Origin of the sequence: Agrobacterium tumefaciens, assembly GCA_025559845.1 — a bacterium.
Lineage (GTDB): Bacteria > Pseudomonadota > Alphaproteobacteria > Rhizobiales > Rhizobiaceae > Agrobacterium.
Map to the genome: position 1 here is coordinate 464,019 of CP048469.1, position 18,109 is coordinate 482,127.

At 57.3% G+C, this 18,109-nt stretch carries 13 protein-coding genes; 6 read left to right on the forward strand and 7 right to left on the reverse strand.

The features are described from left to right. Nucleotides 1–34 precede the first annotated feature (34 nt). From FY156_02230 to purD, 3 genes are all read right to left on the reverse strand, one after another. Nucleotides 35–1,867 carry a HAMP domain-containing protein gene (locus tag FY156_02230; protein UXS00391.1) on the reverse strand — a complete coding sequence of 611 codons (1,833 nt, stop codon included), beginning with the start codon at nucleotides 1,865–1,867 and terminating at the stop codon, nucleotides 35–37. Nucleotides 1,868–2,195: 328 nt separating this feature from the next. Then, nucleotides 2,196–2,678 (reverse strand): hypothetical protein, encoded by a 483-nt coding sequence (locus FY156_02235; protein UXS00392.1) that lies wholly within the window; start codon nucleotides 2,676–2,678, stop codon nucleotides 2,196–2,198. A 127-nt stretch (nucleotides 2,679–2,805) separates the two neighbouring features. After that, on the reverse strand, nucleotides 2,806–4,077 hold the full coding sequence (gene purD / locus FY156_02240) for a phosphoribosylamine--glycine ligase (protein UXS00393.1): 1,272 nt from the start codon (nucleotides 4,075–4,077) through the stop codon (nucleotides 2,806–2,808). 172 nt (nucleotides 4,078–4,249) lie between these two features. Here purD and FY156_02245 point away from each other — a divergent pair, with 172 nt between their 5' ends. The 4 genes from FY156_02245 to FY156_02260 all read left to right on the forward strand — a co-directional run bounded on the left by FY156_02245 (nucleotide 4,250) and on the right by FY156_02260 (nucleotide 9,995). Continuing rightward, entirely contained in the window at nucleotides 4,250–6,562 is a 2,313-nt protein-coding gene (locus FY156_02245) for an RNA-binding transcriptional accessory protein (GenBank protein ID UXS00394.1), read from the forward strand. Nucleotides 6,563–6,731: 169 nt separating this feature from the next. Then, nucleotides 6,732–7,988: a class I SAM-dependent methyltransferase gene (locus FY156_02250; protein ID UXS00395.1), complete on the forward strand. Its 1,257-nt coding sequence runs from the start codon at nucleotides 6,732–6,734 to the stop codon at nucleotides 7,986–7,988. Nucleotides 7,989–8,096: 108 nt separating this feature from the next. Continuing rightward, nucleotides 8,097–8,897 carry a MipA/OmpV family protein gene (locus tag FY156_02255; protein ID UXS00396.1) on the forward strand — a complete coding sequence of 267 codons (801 nt, stop codon included), beginning with the start codon at nucleotides 8,097–8,099 and terminating at the stop codon, nucleotides 8,895–8,897. A 144-nt stretch (nucleotides 8,898–9,041) separates the two neighbouring features. Beyond that, the gene (locus FY156_02260) at nucleotides 9,042–9,995 is read left to right on the forward strand and encodes a 4-hydroxybenzoate octaprenyltransferase (protein UXS00397.1); all 954 of its coding nucleotides are present in this window, start codon (nucleotides 9,042–9,044) and stop codon (nucleotides 9,993–9,995) included. 77 nt (nucleotides 9,996–10,072) lie between these two features. Here FY156_02260 and FY156_02265 read toward each other — a convergent pair whose 3' ends face one another. Continuing rightward, on the reverse strand, nucleotides 10,073–10,639 hold the full coding sequence (locus tag FY156_02265) for a hypothetical protein (GenBank protein UXS00398.1): 567 nt from the start codon (nucleotides 10,637–10,639) through the stop codon (nucleotides 10,073–10,075). A 304-nt stretch (nucleotides 10,640–10,943) separates the two neighbouring features. Between FY156_02265 and FY156_02270 the strand changes: the two genes are divergently transcribed. Continuing rightward, nucleotides 10,944–13,379, forward strand: coding sequence for a DUF1217 domain-containing protein (locus tag FY156_02270; GenBank protein UXS00399.1), 2,436 nt, complete (start codon nucleotides 10,944–10,946; stop codon nucleotides 13,377–13,379). Between the two features lie 27 nt (nucleotides 13,380–13,406). Here FY156_02270 and FY156_02275 read toward each other — a convergent pair whose 3' ends face one another. The 3 genes from FY156_02275 to FY156_02285 form a co-directional block, all read right to left on the reverse strand. After that, nucleotides 13,407–14,840, reverse strand: a complete 1,434-nt coding sequence (locus tag FY156_02275; protein ID UXS00400.1) for an FAD-binding oxidoreductase — start codon at nucleotides 14,838–14,840, stop codon at nucleotides 13,407–13,409. Nucleotides 14,841–14,873: 33 nt separating this feature from the next. Continuing rightward, nucleotides 14,874–15,851, reverse strand: coding sequence for a threonylcarbamoyl-AMP synthase (locus FY156_02280; protein ID UXS00401.1), 978 nt, complete (start codon nucleotides 15,849–15,851; stop codon nucleotides 14,874–14,876). Between the two features lie 77 nt (nucleotides 15,852–15,928). After that, the gene (locus tag FY156_02285) at nucleotides 15,929–16,537 is read right to left on the reverse strand and encodes a hypothetical protein (protein ID UXS00402.1); all 609 of its coding nucleotides are present in this window, start codon (nucleotides 16,535–16,537) and stop codon (nucleotides 15,929–15,931) included. Between the two features lie 325 nt (nucleotides 16,538–16,862). Between FY156_02285 and FY156_02290 the strand changes: the two genes are divergently transcribed. Continuing rightward, nucleotides 16,863–18,107, forward strand: coding sequence for an aromatic ring-hydroxylating dioxygenase subunit alpha (locus FY156_02290; protein UXS02988.1), 1,245 nt, complete (start codon nucleotides 16,863–16,865; stop codon nucleotides 18,105–18,107). Nucleotides 18,108–18,109: the final 2 nt, after the last annotated feature.

Here is an 18,109-nt window from a genome sequence, read left to right on the forward strand (position 1 = left end):
CCCGGCGTTTCTGTTTGTCATTACGTCGCGTGTTTCAGCTTGCCATGCGCATCTGCTGCGCCATGCCATAGAGCTGGTTGCCCGACGCGCCGGACGAGACGCGGAAGCTGCGGATCAGGTTCAGCAGTTCTTCAGTGTCGACAGCCAACGCTTCCGCCGACGCTGTGGTTTCTTCCGCCATTGCCGCATTGTGCTGGGTGGCAACGTCGAGCTGGTTGAGCGACGAGGAGATGGAGCGCAGTGTCGTATCCTGCTCTGCCGCGGAGTGGGCGATCTTGCTGACAATATCGTTTGCCGAGCGGATCTGGTCCGAAATGCGCTTCAGCGCATCGCCGGCCTCGCCGACGAGGCGAACGCCGTTTTCAACCTGGCCGGACGAGCGGGCGATCTGATCCTTGATCTCCTTTGCGGCCGCGGCCGACTTCTGCGCCAGTTCACGCACTTCCTGTGCAACGACAGCAAAGCCTTTGCCAGCTTCGCCGGCACGGGCCGCTTCCACACCAGCATTCAAGGCCAGAAGGTTGGTCTGGAAGGCGATGTCATCGATCACGCCGATGATCTTAGAGATTTCCGATGAGGATTGTTCGATGCCGCTCATGGCACTGATGGCTTCTGCCACCACGCGGTCGCTGCGGATCGCTTCGGAGCTGACGGAGGTGACGCGCTGGGCTGCGTCGGCTGCACCTTCAGCGGTCTGGCGCACGGCAACCGTCAATTCGTCGAGTGCAGCCGACGTTTCCTCAAGATTGGCTGCCTGACGTTCGGTGCGTTGAGACAGCTCGTTGGAAGCCTTGCGGATTTCTTCCTTGGAACCGCCAATGTCGATGCTCTTGGCATTTACCTTGGCCATGGCGGCGTCGAGATGCGTCAAAGCCTCGTTGAAATTGTCGCGCAGCGTTGCATAGCGGCTGCCTAGGTCGCGACAGCGCACGGTCAGATCGCCGGATGCCAGCTTCTCCAGTGCTTCGCCGATGGTGGAAACAACCCGGGCCTGAAGTTCGGCTTCGTCGCGTTGCATGTCGAGATTGGTCTGTCGTTCGCTGTCGAGTTGCTGTTGCTGCTCTTCCTGGCGGCGCTGCATGGCATGCCGCTCGCGCACCTTTTCCTGAAGCGAGGCGGTGGCCTTTGCCATCATGCCCACTTCATTTGTCAGGCCCGTATGCGGAATGGTCATCGAGACATTTTCATTGGCAACTTCGCCAAGCGCCCGGTGAATATCGCCGAGCGGCTTGGAGATGCCACGGATGACATAGAACGCTGCGGCCAGTGCCAGCGCGAAGATCACCGCACCGATGGAGAGGGCCTTGAGAACTTCTGTGCGAACCTGCGCGGTCAGATCGTCGATGTAAACACCGGTGACGACAACGACTTGCCAGGGTTCGAAAGCCAGCGCGTAGGAGCTTTTTGCAAAGTCGTCACCTTCCATGCCGGGCTTTGGACCGTAGAAATCGGTCTGCCCACCGCCATTGCGGCCAAGACGCACGAGTTCGTCGCGATAGGCGTAGCCGTTGCTGTCCGGTTTACCCTTATAGCTCTCACCGACACGCTTGGCGTCGGGGTGGAACTTCATGGTCACATCATAGTCGTAACCGAAGAAGTAGCCATCCGGTGTGAATTTCATCGCGCTGACGGTGGCGAAGGCCTGTTTCATCGCTTCGTCGCGCGTCAGCGTACCGGCTTTTTCCTTGTCCTGGAAAGACTGAAGGACGGAAATGGCTGACTGAACCTGCGTGCGCAACATGCCGTAACGCTCGTTATAGATCGCGTCGGTGGCTGACTTGAGCTGGTAGTAGGTCGCTACGGTAAAGGCAGCCATCAAGGCCACTACCAGAACGATGAGTTGCCGGGAAATCGAGAGGTTTTTCATGGGCGCTCACAAGCGTTAGCGACGTCGCAGCCTGACAGGCCGTACGCGGATGAAAATTCGGGAGAAGGAAATGGCGCGTGATGCGCTTGCTGAGCGGACTGAATGGCGGGAGCGTATTTCAGGCCTTCATGATGTGCTGCATCGCACAACGCTTCTACATAGCGGCCAGAAATTTGAATAAATATTTAATCATCACGTCATTCCACGCGCATTCGCGCAAAATGGGTGTGAGAAATAGAAAAATATACTATTTAATGCTACTCTCGGTAGTGCGGTTTAGGCGGAAGCAGTCTTGCGTTTTATCAATGCCCGCCTTTTGTGAAATCGCTCACTCTGTGCGCAGTTTGAAATCCGAGAAATCTGTACCGCCTGAAGCGACACCCGCTTTGATGGCGCCGGTCGTTGCCGATGCATCAATGCCGACAGGTCCGGTGGCGGCGGTCTCTGGCGCGCTGGTGGCGGGCGCTGCACTCCCATGGCCTGCGATTGCAGTGCCAGCATCCTCCAGCGGCAGCCAGGCGGGATTTTTTGTTACGAATGTCACGGGTGCTCCGCCAAGCCATGCCTCGGTACGGATCATTTCCTTGTGGCCGTTAATTTCGCGCATTTCAGTCTGCTGCGTTCCTGGCGCAATCGACGGGATGGCGTAGGTGTCAGGCCTGGTGCGCTCTTTCAACGGTGGGCAACTGACGCATTTCATGGGCGTGAAGCTGCCGTTGCTGACCTGCGCGCCATCGACATATTCGATGGACGATGCCATTGCCGACCCGCTGGTCAGCGCTATGATCGCTGTCACAAGAGCACGATGCATGGAAAAGCCCCCGAAGTTCAGGCGGTCGAAGCCGCCATATGCCTTCCGAGACTTTATCGGAGTTTCGTTTCCATCCGGTCAGTAAACTTGGTAAAAATTGAACGAATGGCCAAACGCGTGAAGCGGTTCAGGCTTTTTCGCGTGCTACGGCCTGCCAGCCAATATCGCGACGGCAAAAACCGTTGTCCCATTTCACATCGTCCACAAGCGCATAGGCGCGCGTCTGTGCTTCCGTCACGGTCTTGCCAAAAGCAGTGGCGTTGAGAACGCGTCCACCAGTTGCAACCAGCTTGCCGTCTTTTAACGCCGTGCCGGCATGGAACACCTTGGCGTCGGCGCTTGCATCCGGAATATGCGCGATCGGCGTATTCTTGTCATAGGAACCGGGATAGCCCTTCGATGCGAGAACGACAGTCAGCGCGGCGTCGTCTCGCCATTCTGCCGTCACCTGATCAAGCGTGCCCGTCGCTGTGGCGTACAGGATCGGTAACAGATCGCTTTTCAAGCGCATCATCAGCACCTGGCATTCGGGATCGCCGAAACGCACGTTGTACTCGATCAGCTCCGGACCCTTTTGGGTAATCATCAGGCCCGCAAAGAAGACGCCGGAGAAAGGATGGCCGTCTTTTGCCATACCCTTGATTGTTGGCTCGATGATTTCCTTCATGGTGCGTTCCACCATGGCAGGCGTCATCACGGGGGCAGGGGAGTAAGCGCCCATGCCGCCGGTGTTGGGGCCGGTGTCGCCGTCACCGACACGTTTGTGATCCTGCGCGGTGGCAAGCGCGAGCGCCGTTTTGCCGTCGGAAAGGCAGAAGAAGCTTGCCTCTTCGCCGTCCAGAAAAGCTTCAACAACGACTTCAGCACCGGCGGAGCCGAAGGCGCCGTCAAAACAATCGTCGATGGCGGCAAGAGCTTCCGCCTCGTTCATGGCAACAGTCACACCCTTGCCTGCCGCCAGGCCGTCAGCCTTGATGACGATGGGTGCTCCCTGTTCACGCACATAGGCCTTGGCCGGCTCTGCGGACTTGAAGCGCTGGTACGCGCCGGTCGGGATGTCGTAGCGGGCGCAGAGGTCCTTGGTGAATCCCTTGGAGCCTTCCAGCTGTGCTGCAGCCTTTGAAGGGCCGAAGGTGGCAATTCCCGCTGCGCGCAGATCGTCCGCGAGGCCGGCGACGAGCGGCGCCTCGGGGCCAACCACGACGAAATCCAGTGCCTTTTCTTTTGCGAAGGCGATGATGGCGGCGTGATCTTCGACATCAAGCGAAACAAGTGTCGCATGGTCGGCAATGCCAGGGTTGCCCGGTGCGGCGTAAAACTTTTCGAGCAGGGGAGATTGGGTGATTTTCCATGCAAGCGCATGTTCGCGTCCGCCAGAACCGATCAACAGAACTTTCATAGTCAATACCCCTGTAATCTCGTTTCTGCGGCGTTAAGGGCAGGGGCATCAAAGGTCAAGCGTAAAGCGGACGCGAATGCCTGCCTTTCCTGTGGAATCGCCGTCATGGCATGTTGTCATGCCACAATCAGCCTCTATGTTCAGCCCGATTTCAAACAGTCCAGAGAAGAACATGTCCGCAGACAATGCCCGCCTTTCCACATTGATTGCCTCCGAAATCAACGCTCGCGCCGAGCAGGTGAAGGCGGCGATAGGATTGCTGGACGAGGGGGCGACGGTTCCCTTCATCGCCCGTTACCGCAAGGAAGTGACGGGTGGCCTGGATGACACGCAGCTTCGTGTCCTGGCGGAACGCCTTTCTTACCTGCGTGAACTCAATGCGCGCCGCAGCTCAATCGTTGAATCCATCAACGGTCAGGGCAAGATGACGGACGAGTTGATGGTGAAGATCATGCAGGCAGCCACCAAGGCTGAACTGGAAGACCTCTACCTTCCCTACAAGCCGAAGCGCCGCACCCGTGCCGAAATTGCCCGCGAACGCGGTCTTGGCCCCTTGGCTCAGGCCATTTGGGACAACCGTGGAGCCGATCCGTCCAAGCTGGCGGAAAGTTATGTTCAGGGCGAGGTCGCCGATGTGAAGGCGGCACTTGAGGGAGCTCGCGATATCGTCGCTGAAGCGATGACGGAAAATGCCGATCTGTTGAAACGCCTGCGCGACTATATGCGCCAGGGCGCCATGCTGCGCGCCAAGGTGGTCGATGGCAAACAGGCGGCTGGCGAGAAATTTTCCGATTACTTCGAGCATAATGAAAAATGGGCGACAGCTCCCGGCCATCGCGCGCTTGCCATGCTGCGCGGTTGGAACGAGGAAGTGCTGACCTTGACCATCGATGTCGATGCGGACGATCCTTCACCGGTCAAGCCCGCGCAGCGCACCATTGCCAGCAGCTTCGATATTCGCAATGCAGGTCCGGCCGATGCCTGGCTGATGGACGTGGCCGGCTGGACCTGGCGCGTGAAGCTTTCCATGTCGCTGTCGCTCGATCTGATGCGCGAGTTGCGTGAACGCGCAGAAGAAGAAGCAATCCACGTCTTCGCGCGCAACCTCAAGGATTTGTTGCTGGCTGCACCTGCCGGCTCGCGCGCAACGATGGGTCTCGATCCGGGCATTCGCACCGGCGTCAAGGTGGCGATCGTGGATGGCACCGGCAAATTGCTAGACACCACGACGGTTTACCCCTTTCCGCCGAAGAACGATATTCGGGGCACGCAGGCGGAGCTCGCAAGTCTTATCCGTAAACATGGCGTTGAACTGATTGCCATCGGCAATGGCACCGGTAGCCGTGAGACGGAAAAGCTGGTGGCGGATATGCTGGCGCAACTGACCGGGCCAAAGCCAACCAAGGTCATCGTGTCGGAGGCTGGAGCTTCGGTCTATTCGGCATCGGAACGCGCCGCGAACGAGTTCCCCAACCTTGATGTATCGTTGCGTGGTGCCGTCTCCATCGCACGTCGTCTGCAGGACCCATTGGCGGAACTCGTCAAGATCGAGCCCAAATCCATCGGTGTCGGCCAGTATCAGCACGATGTCGATCAGGGCAAGCTGTCCCGTTCGCTCGATGCGGTGGTAGAAGATGCCGTGAACGCCGTCGGCGTCGATCTTAACACCGCGTCTGCGCCTTTGTTGTCGCGGGTGTCCGGTCTTGGTGCGTCGATTGCCGATGCCATTGTCCTGCACCGCGATCAGGTCGGGCCTTTCTCCAGCCGCAAGGAGCTTTTGAAGGTTCCGCGTCTCGGCCAGCGCACCTTCGAACAATGCGCGGGCTTCCTGCGTATCCCGAATGGCAAGGAGCCTCTGGATGCGTCGTCCGTTCACCCTGAAGCTTATGGTGTGGCCAAGAAGATTGTTGCGGCCTGCGGCCGCGACCTGCGCACGCTGATGGGGGACAGTGCCACCTTGAAGGCGCTCGATCCGAAGCAGTTCATCGACGAGCAATTTGGTCTGCCGACGGTCAAGGACATCATTGCCGAACTGGAAAAGCCTGGCCGTGACCCGCGTCCAAGCTTCAAGACGGCAACCTTTGCTGAAGGCGTGGACGAAATCACTGACCTCAAGCCGGGCATGTTGCTGGAAGGTACGGTCACGAACGTTGCCGCCTTTGGGGCCTTCGTCGATATCGGTGTGCACCAGGACGGGCTTGTCCACGTTTCGCAACTGGCCGATCGTTTCGTGAAGGACCCGCATGAGGTGGTTAAGGCGGGTGACGTGGTCAAGGTGCGAGTCGTTGAAGTGGATGTGAAGCGTAAGCGCATCGGCCTTACCATGCGCAAGGACGGCGGCGAGGCCGCCCCCCAGCCGATGCGTGAGAAGGGCAATGCGAACGCGATGCGACATGCCAACGCCAAGCCACAGGGGCGCAACGAAGGGTCGCAATCCGGCGGCGCTTTGGCGGCTGCCCTGGCAGAGGCGATGAAGCGCCGATAACTCAAGGTTGAAATGTTGATGGAATGAAATGCCCTCGCCGTTTTCTGCGGCGGGGGCATTTTCTTATGAAATCGTTCAATTTTTTTGAAAAACAACTATCTTGAAAGTCTCGATGAAAGGAATACGGTCAGGAAAAATTGATAAGCGAGACTTAGCAATTGGGGGTGTCATGGCGTTGTCTCTGCATGCTCTGCTTGAAAAGATTATCAAGATCGGCGATCTCCTCGTAACCTCGCCGACCGGAAGTTACAGCTACGGCGACGGTTCAGGACGAAAGGTCATCCTGAACTTCTCCGATGAGGCCGCAACCCAGGAGATTGCCGCCGATCCCGCCTTGAAACTCGCGGAAGTTTTCATGGAAGGGCGAATGACGGTCGCGCAAGGCGATATCTACGACTTCCTGGCACTGGTCAAAAGCAACACATTGAGCGAGGCGTTGTCCTTCGGCATGATCTGGCGCGGTGTTGCCCGCATCATCGCATCGCGTGTCAAGATGCACTTGCCGGTCAACCACAACAGGAGCAATGTCTCCCATCACTACGACCTGTCGGCCAAGCTTTTCGATTTGTTTCTGGACGAGGACTGGCAATATTCCTGCGCCTATTTCAATCCGTCGGGGATCAGTCTTGAAGAGGCGCAGCGCGCCAAGAAGCGGCACATTGCAGCCAAGTTGATGACCGAACCCGGTCAGAAGGTGCTGGAGATCGGCTCCGGCTGGGGCGGCATGGCCATGTATATCGCCGAAAGCGCAGGTGCAGACGTCACTGGTATTACGCTCAGCGAAGAGCAATTGCGCGTGTCGCGAGACAGGGCGCAAAAGCGCGGTCTTGCAGACAAGGTTCGCTTCGAATTGCAGGATTACCGTTATCTGCCGGCATCGAAGAAGTTTGATCGTATCGTTTCGGTGGGCATGTTCGAACACGTCGGGCCGACCCATTATCGCGACTATTTCGACAAGGTTGCGGAAGTGCTGGACGACGATGGCGTGATGGTGCTGCATTCCATCGGTCAGCCGTATCCGGGTCTGGCGACGAATCCCTTCATCGAGAAGTACATTTTCCCCGGCGGATATATTCCGTCGCTGGCTGAGGTGTTGCCGGCGATTGAAAAGGCGCGATTGCTGGTGAAAGATATCGAAATCCTGCCCATGCACTATGCCCATACACTCAGGCACTGGCGGGAACGTTTCGTCGCGCGCAGGGAGGAGGCAATTTCTCTCTACGACGAACGCTTTTTCCGGATGTGGGAGTTTTATCTCGCTGGCTCGGAAATGGCTTTCAGCCATGAGAACTTTCACATTTTCCAGATCCAGCTTGCGAAGTCGCGCGATGCCGTGCCGCACAGCCGCGATTACATCCAGGCCAACGAAGCAAGGCTGCTCGAATTTGAAAAAAAACGACCGCCGCTGGAAAAGGTCACGTTCTGAGAAGGCAAGGCACGAGGCGAGCTTTTTCGTGCTGGTTAATGGAATGGAAACAGAATCCCTCTAATTCTGCGGGTCTCCTGTCTGTATTGCGTTTCTGGGGACCTTTCCATGTTCAAGCCATCAGTGGCCGTCGCCGCTTGTGTTCTATCGTTTTTTGCCGTCGGCAATGCCCAAGCCGAAGGCTGGTTTTCCGGTGACTGGTATCTGAAACTCGGCGGTGCCGGATTTACGGCGCCGAAGTATCAGGGCGATAACAAGAACGAATTCGGTTTTTCGCCGATCATCTCTCTCGGCCGCGCCGGGCAGGGAGCACGTTTCACCTCTCGCAACGACAGCGCGTCGATTTCGCTGCTGGACAACGGGCCGATCAGCGCAGGTCTTGCCGGACGTCTGATCTCGCCGCGTGATGATGGCGACTCTGCCGATCTCAAGGGCATGCGGCGGATCAAGCGCGGCGGTGAGCTTGGCGGTTTCGCCGAAGCCTATCCGACAGACTGGCTGCGCATCCGCGGCGAAGCGCGTCAGGGTATCCGCAGCCACAGTGGCGTCGTTGCCGACCTTTCTGCCGACGTCTTCACTGATCTCGCGCCCGGCATCCAGATTTCTGCCGGTCCGCGCGCAACTTGGGTCAGCAAGAAGTACAATGAGCGGTATTACGGCGTCACCGCCGAACAGACGGCAGCCGGTGCGCCTTCGCCTTACAGCCCAAATGGCGGTCTGCATTCCGTTGGTGTCGGTGCGGCAATCACCTGGAAGGTCACAGAGAATGCCGAGGTCGGCTCCTTTGCCGAATATCGTCGTTTGACCGGCGATGCTGCTGACAGCACGTTGGTCAGCGAGCGCGGGTCGCGCAATCAGTTCATCGTTGGTGTTCAGGCAAGCTACAAGTTCGGCTTCTCGCTGCCCTGATCCGACGACATCATTGTTATTCAAAAGGCTCCGCAGCGTTCAGCGCTGCGGAGCCTTTCTTTTTCCGCCTAGCACACCATTGTTCGGGCTCTGCTGCATCTGAAAAAGATTCCGCTTTTCGGGCCGATGCTGTAGAACCGATCCATGGTTCATCACAGCGATTTGTCAGGCCGCGTTTCGGACGCGCCATCCAACAATTGGGTTTACCGGATCTTGCCGCGAACCCTCTGGCCCTATGCGCAATTGGCACGGTGGGATCGTCCCATCGGCTGGCAACTTCTGATGTGGCCATGCTTCTGGTCAGCCGCGCTCGCGGCCAATGTTGCGGCGCAGACCGGAACCTTTTCCTGGGGCACGTTGCTTTATCATCTCGCCCTGTTCTTCATCGGTTCGGTCGCGATGCGCGGGGCTGGCTGCACCTACAATGATCTGGTCGACCACAAGATCGATATGGCTGTGGCGCGTACCCGTTCGAGGCCTTTGCCATCAGGCCGGGTCAGCCGGATGCAGGCCAAGGTCTTCATCGTGCTGCAGGCGCTGGCGGGGCTGGGTGTGCTCCTTCAGTTCAACAGATTCGCCATTGCTGCAGGCCTGTTTTCCCTCGTCTTCGTGATGATTTACCCCTTCGCCAAGCGCTTCACCAACTGGCCGCAATTCTTCCTTGGTCTGGCGTTCAGTTGGGGTGCGTTGATGGGGTGGGCCGGACAATTCGCCTCGCTCGACTGGCCGCCTGTGCTGCTTTATGTCGGCGCCATTGTCTGGACGATCGGTTATGACACAATTTATGCGCATCAGGACAAGGAAGACGACACCGCTGTCGGCATCGGCTCAACGGCGTTGTTGTTCGGGGACAGGACACATGGCTGGCTGGTCTTTCTTTATGGCACAGCCCTTGTCTGCCTCTTTTTGTCGTTCTGGATGGCCGGCGTTAACATCCTCGCTTTCAGCGGACTTGCCGTCGCTGCGCTGATGTTGTTCCGACAGGTATGGGTACTGGATATCGACAACGTGGCACAGTGCCTGTCGCTGTTCAAATCCAACAATCGCGTCGGCGCGCTGGTTTTTGCCGGCCTTGTCCTGCCGCTTCTTCTGGCCTGACACGCAATCCTATTGCCCAAACAAAAAGCCCGGCCGCGTTATCCGCGCCGGGCTTTTGTCCTCCTGGAAACTGGAGCTTAGTTGCGGGCGATGATTTCCTTGCCCTCGATCTTCATGCGCATGCCGAGCGATCCGGTCGAGCGGCGTACGAGGAAGCGTGGGCGACGCTCTGCAAAGTAGGAGTGGCGGCGACGGGGACGGGCGTTTTTCGTCCGGACCTTGCCAAGATGTTCTTCCAGCGGACGGGCAACGCCATCGGCTTCAACCATCAGCATGGGAATACGATAGGCTTCCGACCAGCTGCGCCAATCGGCAGCGATATCGCAGAGGTCGTGCGCCACCAGCAAGGGGATGCACAGATCGGGATCGTCGTGGTGAAGTTCCAGCGTGACTGTAACTTGACCGTTGCCATGGTCGATGGCGCGGGCGGCAACGCCCTTGAATGCGCGGGCCGGTAGGGCGAAAGACAGTGGCAGGCCACTGGAGGAAAGCGTCTTGCGCATGACCGCGCCGCGCTCATCGAGCGTTACAGCGACATCGGCCGAGCCTTGTCCCTTGCCATAGGTGACCTGTTGCGGAAACCGCGCGGGATCGACTCTCAGTGTGGCGACGGCCCAGTCGGGCTTAAGAACGGTCTTGGTCATGTTTATTCTACCCTTGTTTTACCTGAGAGCCGGTTTCCGGTCTTCTCATCGGGACTTTTTCGTCCTCTGATATGGTCAAGATAGACCGCCGCTGTTCGAGACTGCTTAAAAATCGCGGTTAAGAAAACTTTGCATTCCCAAATGGTTAGCAAAACGCACCAAGGCATGGTTTCGAACGGGTAAAGCAAATCTAGACAATGCGGCTTTTTCCGCGCGCAGGACTGGATCAAGCTACGGGCAAGGCGAAGCCTGCATGGTGCCATCGGGCTTGCCTTGCGCATGCAGCACTTTCTGGAGTTTTTCGATGGTATCGACCTATCTCAGCTACGACCTTATCAATCGCGATATGAAGGCGAGTCTTTCACGCGTGTCGCAGCAGGCGATGATCGAACGGCAGACGAATTACTACAAGGAAAACATCGGCAAGGTCACAAGTGTCGATGAGTTTCTCGATGACTACCAGCTGTATTCCTACGCCATGGATGCATTCGGTCTGGGCGAAATGACCTATGCCAAGGCCTTCATGAAAAAGGTTCTGGAAAGCGATCTGAACGACGACAACAGCTTCGCAAACAAGTTGACCGATGAGCGTTACCGGGACTTTGCTGCCGCTTTCAACTTTACGCAATCGACGGCTTCCGTGCAGTCCGATGCGCAGCTGGACAAGCTGATCGGCCTATACGACACATCGATTTCGGATCTGGACAACAGCCTTTCCGAGGAGACACGTTATTACAAGTCGATGATGGGAACGGTGACGAATGTCGACCAGGTCCTACGCAACGACAGACTTCGCGCTTACGTCTTCCAGGTTTTTGATATCGACGAAGCGACCTATTCTTACTCTCATATCAAGGGTCTGATGACGAGCGACGTCGATGATCCCGACAGCTATCTCAATCAGAAATACGATGCTGCCTATTCGGATGCCGTCACAAAATTGACCACCAAGAGCAACATTGAACTGCATGCCCAGGTGACGTCCCGAATTGAAGCAATCGATACGGAGTTGCAGGACGCGACGTTGACGACCGAAGAGCGGGCCGCGCTTGAGGAAGAGAAAACCACCCGTCAGGATCAGCTAACCCAGCTCGAATCAGTCCTGCCGCCGCAGGACGAATGGGAGACGACGCTTGCTGCAATCAAGGCGGAACAGTCAAAGCTGAATAGCATCGTCACGCAATACAACAATATGGCGAAGCTCGCTGAGGCCTTCGAATTCAACAATGACGGCACGGTTGCTGCGGGTGGCGCGCAGACCGCTGAAAACCTCACCAGCTTGGTGGATACCTATCTGACCAGCGCGCCGCGTGTGACGCCCACAGTCGCCACGCTGAACCGTGACTACTTCGAATCCAAGATCGGCTCGATCACCTCGGTTGATGAGCTTGTCGCGGACACCAGGATGTTGGCCTACATCAGGACGGCTTTCGATCTCAACGATATGACGATCGTTACGGCCACGATCAAAAACATTCTGACGAGCGACCTGAGTGATCCAGACAATTACATCGCGAAGATCGGCAAGAATGACGAGCGCTACCTTGCGCTCAGGAACGCCTTCAATTTCCAGACGGATGGCACGCTCACCGCAGGCGATGTTCCCCAGTCTGTGACGCAGACGGCAGCCACCACCAACGGCTATATGGTCCATTATAACGACAAGGACGATGAGGCGGACGTAAAGGCTCTCAACCTGTTCAAGAGCGACATTGCGAGCGTGACCTCGGTCAAGGATTTCCTCAACAGCAGCGCTGTTTACGATTACGCCCTCAAGGCCGTTGGTCTTGACCCCGATACGGTCCGGCCTGCCGACATCCGCAAGGTGCTGACAAGCGATCTGCAGGACAAGAAAAGTTATGTCTATACGCTCAAGGACGAGCGTTATGTAAAGCTGGCGGAACTCTTCAATTTCAAATCGGATGGGACTGTCGGCTCTCCGGTGATGGCTCAGTCCCAGATTGAAATGCAGACCATGTCCGCCGACTATATCACGAAGAAGTCCACTTTCGGGACGGAAGCGGACAAGACAGCGGCGACAAAAGAGACGGAATATTTCACTGCTGAAATGCAGAAAATTAAAACGCTCGATGAGTTCCTCGCAAATGACCGGCTGACGAAGCTGGCGATGGAATCGCTTGGCATCGATCCTGAAAGCGTGACGAAAGAACAACTGGAAAAGATGTTCACGTCCGATCTCGATGATCCGGACAGCTATCTCAACAAGGAAATGGACCCGGTCTTCCGCCGTCTTGTGACAGCCTTCAACTTCGATACTGAGGGCAACCTGTTGCGTGAGGACCGCAGTTCGATCCAGACGCGCCGCGGACTTTACGAGACGCTCGACAACTACCTGCAGCAGACGCTCGAAACGCAGGCGGGTGAAGACAATGCCGGTGTGCGACTGGCGCTTTATTTCCAGCGCATTGCCGCCGATACCACGTCCTATTATTCGATCCTGGCGGACACCGCGCTTCAGGAATTTGTAAACACCACCTTCGGCATTCCCGACGAGATGGCGAATGCAGACGTGGATACGCAGGTCACGATGATGAAGAAATACTTCGACATCGAGGACTTCCAGGACCCGGATCAGGTCAAGAAACTGATTTCCCGCTTCACCGTCATGTACGACAGCGAACAGAATACCAGCGATCCGATCCTGACGCTATTCAGTGGCGGTTCGGTCGGTATCAGCGCCGACACGCTGCTCGCGGTTGCCACCCTGAGAGGCCGGTAAGCCAGGCAATAATCCGGTTTTGGCCGCTTACCTGGCGGCCAGAACCTTACCGGGGTTCATGATGCCTGCCGGATCGAACGCGAACTTGATGCGCCGCATCAGATCCATTTCGATGCCGGGACGGATCGAAGCAAGTTCATCACGCTTCAATTGTCCGATACCATGTTCTGCCGAGATCGAGCCATTCAGCGACAGAACGATGCCGTGAACGATTTCGTTCATCTCATGCCAGCGGTTGAGGAACTCGGCCTTGTCAGCACCAACCGGCTGAGAAATGTTGTAGTGAATGTTGCCATCACCGAGATGACCAAAAGCGCAGATGCGTGCTCCTGGTATGGCTGCCATGACAGCCTCTCCGGCTGTCGTCATGAAGTCAGGGATTTTGGAAACCGGCACGGAAACATCGTGCTTGATCGATCCACCTTCGGGTTTTTGCGCATCCGACATGCTTTCGCGCATGTGCCACAAGGCCTGTCTTTGGGCCTCGGATGATGCAATCACCGCATCCTGAACCAGTCCGGCCTCAAAACCCTGCTCAAGCAGCGTCTGCATCATCGTCTCCGCCGTATCGGCCGAATCCGAGGTGGAAATATCAATCAGCGTGTACCATTCATGGGCGCTTTCCAGCGGATCGCGAACGCCGGGAATATGTTTGGCAGTAAATTCCACGCCAATGCGCGGCATCAACTCAAAACCGGTCAGGGCCGTGCCGCACAGATTGGACGCCATTTCGAAAAGCTTGAGCGCGTCTTCGGTGGACTGCAGGCCGGCAAAAGCCACCTGATGACCGAGCGGTGTGGGGAAAAGCCTGAGAACCGCACCAGTGATAACACCGAGCGTACCTTCCGATCCGATGAACAGATCGCGCAGATCGTAGCCTGTGTTGTCTTTCTTCAACCGACGAAGGCCATTCCAGATTTCACCGGTCGGCAAAACGACCTCCAGCCCGAGGCAGAGGTTGCGCATGTTGCCGTAAGCCAGAACCGCCGTGCCGCCGGCATTGGTCGCCAGATTGCCCCCGATCCGGCACGACCCTTGCGAGCCAAGCGAGAGCGGGAAGATGCGGTTGACCTTTTCGGCGGCTTTGTGGATTTCCTCCAGAATGCAGCCGGCATCGGCGACGATGACATTGGCAACCGGATCGATGTCGCGAATACGGTTCATCCGCTCAAGAGACAGGATGATGTCGGTTCCGTCTTCTCGCGGTGTCTGTCCGCCGACCAGTCCCGTGTTGCCGGTTTGCGGGACGATTGGCGTACCTGTCTCGCTCGCCAGCTTCATGATGGCGGCCACTTCCTCCGTCGAGCCCGGCTTCAATAGGAGCGGCGACGTACCGTGATAAAGGCCTCGGTTTTCTACAAGACGCGGCGCCATTTCCGCTTCGTCGCGGATTGCGTTCTTTTCTCCGACAATGGCGATGAAACGGTCGAGGACGGCATTGGAGAGGGCAGAAGCGGTCATTGGCGTCTCTTTGGGATTGGTGGCTGGGGAGGGTTATGGTCTGGGGGCGGCGGCCCGTGAAAGGCGGTCATTGATCGCCTCACCAAGACCGTTGTTGGGAATGGTCGTAACGGCAATGCTGTCAGCGCCACTTGCATCGGCCGCTTTCAGATAGTCGAAAAGATTGGCCGCCGCTTCGGCCAGATCGCCGGACGGGCTGAGGTCAAGGACGATCCGCGCCTTATCCTCGCCATTGACGGCATGGCCTCCGAAACGGATCAGCGCCTCGTCTGGGGTGACGGATAATGCGCCGAGCCTGACGGCTGCCCCTGGGGCGTAGTGGGATGCAAGCATACCGGGCGCCTCGATCGCTGCGGACGCTTGCTCGTGGCGCTCAAGTTCGGCTCCGGCGACACGTTCGATGTCCTCGGTAACGACGCCTCCGGGACGAAGCAGCCTGATCCGGCCATCCGCCTCCACTTTGACAATCGTGGATTCGACACCGACGGCAGCCGCGCCGCCATCGAGAATGAGATTGATCTTGCTACCAAGATCGGCTTCGACATGTGCTGCACTTGTCGGGCTGATCTTGCCGGAACTGTTGGCGCTTGGAGCCGCCAGAGGTCTGTCGAAATGGCGTATCAGGTCACCGGCAAAACCCTGCGGTACACGCACGCCGACCGTATCGAGACCGGCGGTTGCCAGAGAGTGGATGCCGCTTTCCTGTTTCAGTGGCAGAACCAGCGTCAGCGGTCCTGGCCAGAAGGCTTCGGCGAGTTTGCGGGACGTGACGTCGAAGATTGCGTAACGTTCGGCCATGGCAATGTCGGCCATGTGGCAGATCAGTGGGTTGAATTGCGGTCGCCCCTTGGTCTCATAAATTCGTGCAATCGCGGCGGGATTGGTGGCATCGGCGGCAAGGCCGTAGACTGTTTCCGTGGGCAGTGCGATGGGCATGCCGAGGGAAAGTTCTGCGACAGCTTCTTTGAGTGCTGTCTCCCGCTGGTGTTCGATATCGATGTGACGCGCCATGTCCATACCTTTCACGGCGGTCAATAGCGTATTTAAGGCAGGTATGGAAAGCGCTATCGCGGCTTTAAGGTCAGACCCTAGATCGCATTGATGATTTTGCGCATGTCATCTGACCGCGCGCCCAGCATCAGGACGTTTTTCAAGGCGATTTTCGGGTCATGGGTCTGGAACAGCAGGCCGTCGCGGTGGAACGACTTGTTGATCGTTACGCTGCGATCCGGAAGTACGTCCATTGCAATGGCGAAGTACATGCGGGAATAACGCGCATCGATATTTTCGAAGAAATTGTCGGAGCCACTGAGTTCCGCAAAGAAATTGGCGAAATAGAACGACCAGAGCACATGGCGTTGCGCATCGAAACTGGTTTTCGATGCGGTGACGTGACAGTAGCCGAGATGTGGTCGGTCATCGAGAAGATGATGGAACACCATCTTGGGGAAGCGAATGGAATGGTGAAAGGCATTGAGACGGCTGTGCGTCGCGTCTGCGGCGGCTTCCAGCTTGCGCCCGGTTATTTCAGCCACTTCAGCATGGCTGTAATAGGTCCGCTCTTTGGGCAGCCAGCGTTCTTCATAGCGGCTGATGCGTCCCGTACGGAGAAATTCTGAATGTGCGGTCTTCGACCGTACCGGCGTTGTCGCGCGTTTGCTTGCATCAAAGTAGCGTATGCGTGTTGCCTTCTCCACGGACCATACCCTCGTTGCCGCCAATATCCCACTGTAAATTGGGGGATATTAATAGTCCGTTTCGGGGCAGGTGTCGTTTTTTAACGCTGAAAAGTCGCTTCGTGTGCCATATTGCGACGTGTTTGCCGACCGGAATACCTGTCGGATTTCGCTGATAAATGGGCGCGCGACGACCAATATTCGATGTCGCAATTTGTCGCCAATGCGGAAGCCAATGTCGCTGTCTGCGCTCCTGCAAATCTCTACCGGTGTTTAGATGCTTGGTATGTTCCCGCAGCCCGAATTTGCAGATGTCGGGCAGGGTGGATCGATCGAGGATTTGGCCATGGAATTGCGTGATACCGTTTTGCGCCAGCTTAAGAACCGTCGTGAGGGTTTCAGTCTCGAACAACCCTTCTATACGGACCCGGACTATTTCAAGCTGGACATGGAAACGATCTGGTACCGCGACTGGCTGTTCGTCGCCCATGATTGCGAAGTACCAAAGCCTGGCACTTACGTTACGGTGCAGATCGGCGCCTATTCGGTCATTATCGTACGTGGTCGCGATGGCGCAATTCGCGCCTTCCACAACTCCTGCCGTCACCGCGGTTCGCGCGTCTGCACGTCCCACAAGGGGCAATCGGCCCGTCTGGTCTGTCCTTATCACCAGTGGACTTACGATCTGGATGGCAAGCTGCTCTTTGCCCGCCACATGGGTGAGGATTTCGACAAGGGCGAATTTGGCCTGAAGCCCGTCGCCTGCGAAAGCGTCGCGGGTTACGTGTTCATCTGTCTCGGCGCACAGCCGGCGGATTTCTCACCGGTCAGGGCCGAGGTGGAAGCCTACATGGCGCCGCACCGCATCCAGGAAGCGAAGGTCGCGCACGAAAGCACGATCATCGAGAAGGGCAACTGGAAGCTGGTCTGGGAAAACAACCGCGAGTGCTACCACTGCGCGGCCAACCATCCCGAACTCTGCCGCACCTATCCGGAAAATCCGAGTGTGACGGGCACCGATGGCGGTGCAAGCGACCCTGAGATCGGCGGTCATTGGGCACGCTGCGAAGCCGCTGGTTTGCCGAGCCGCTTCAAGATCGACCCGAAGGGGCAGTTCCGCGTTGCCCGCATGCCGCTGATTGGCGAAGCGGAAAGCTATACCATGTCGGGCAAGCGCGCTGTGAGGCGCCAGCTTTCTGATGATGTGACGATCAGCCATATCGGCGCATTGCTTCTGTTCCATTACCCGACGACCTGGAACCATTTCCTGGGTGATCACTCCATTTCCTTCCGCGTGCTGCCGCTCAGCGCCGAAGAAACCATGGTCACCACCAAATGGCTGGTTCACAAGGATGCGGTGGAAGGCGTCGATTACGATCTCGAAGAACTGACGCATGTTTGGAACGAGACCAACGATCAGGACCGCCGTATCGTTGAGGAAAATGCTTTCGGCATCCGCTCGCCCGCCTATGAACCTGGCCCTTACTCTATGGAGGATGAAGGCGGTGTGATGCAGTTCGTCAACTGGTATGCCGACTTCATGGTCGACCGGCTGTCCGGCGACAAGGCAAGGCTTTCTGCAGTCGCGTGATC

Excerpts from the sequence above, each read along its gene's own strand:
- FY156_02250 (UXS00395.1), top strand. The coding sequence starts at position 6,732 with ATGGCGTTGTCTCTGCATGCTCTGCTTGAAAAGATTATCAAGATCGGC.
- FY156_02290 (UXS02988.1), top strand. The coding sequence starts at position 16,863 with ATGGAATTGCGTGATACCGTTTTGCGCCAGCTTAAGAACCGTCGTGAG.
- FY156_02260 (UXS00397.1), top strand. The coding sequence starts at position 9,042 with ATGGTTCATCACAGCGATTTGTCAGGCCGCGTTTCGGACGCGCCATCC.
- FY156_02270 (UXS00399.1), top strand. The coding sequence starts at position 10,944 with ATGGTATCGACCTATCTCAGCTACGACCTTATCAATCGCGATATGAAG.
- FY156_02230 (UXS00391.1), bottom strand. The coding sequence starts at position 1,867 with ATGAAAAACCTCTCGATTTCCCGGCAACTCATCGTTCTGGTAGTGGCC.
- FY156_02245 (UXS00394.1), top strand. The coding sequence starts at position 4,250 with ATGTCCGCAGACAATGCCCGCCTTTCCACATTGATTGCCTCCGAAATC.
- FY156_02280 (UXS00401.1), bottom strand. The coding sequence starts at position 15,851 with ATGGCGCGTCACATCGATATCGAACACCAGCGGGAGACAGCACTCAAA.
- FY156_02255 (UXS00396.1), top strand. The coding sequence starts at position 8,097 with ATGTTCAAGCCATCAGTGGCCGTCGCCGCTTGTGTTCTATCGTTTTTT.
- FY156_02275 (UXS00400.1), bottom strand. The coding sequence starts at position 14,840 with ATGACCGCTTCTGCCCTCTCCAATGCCGTCCTCGACCGTTTCATCGCC.
- FY156_02265 (UXS00398.1), bottom strand. The coding sequence starts at position 10,639 with ATGACCAAGACCGTTCTTAAGCCCGACTGGGCCGTCGCCACACTGAGA.
- purD (UXS00393.1), bottom strand. The coding sequence starts at position 4,077 with ATGAAAGTTCTGTTGATCGGTTCTGGCGGACGCGAACATGCGCTTGCA.
- FY156_02235 (UXS00392.1), bottom strand. The coding sequence starts at position 2,678 with ATGCATCGTGCTCTTGTGACAGCGATCATAGCGCTGACCAGCGGGTCG.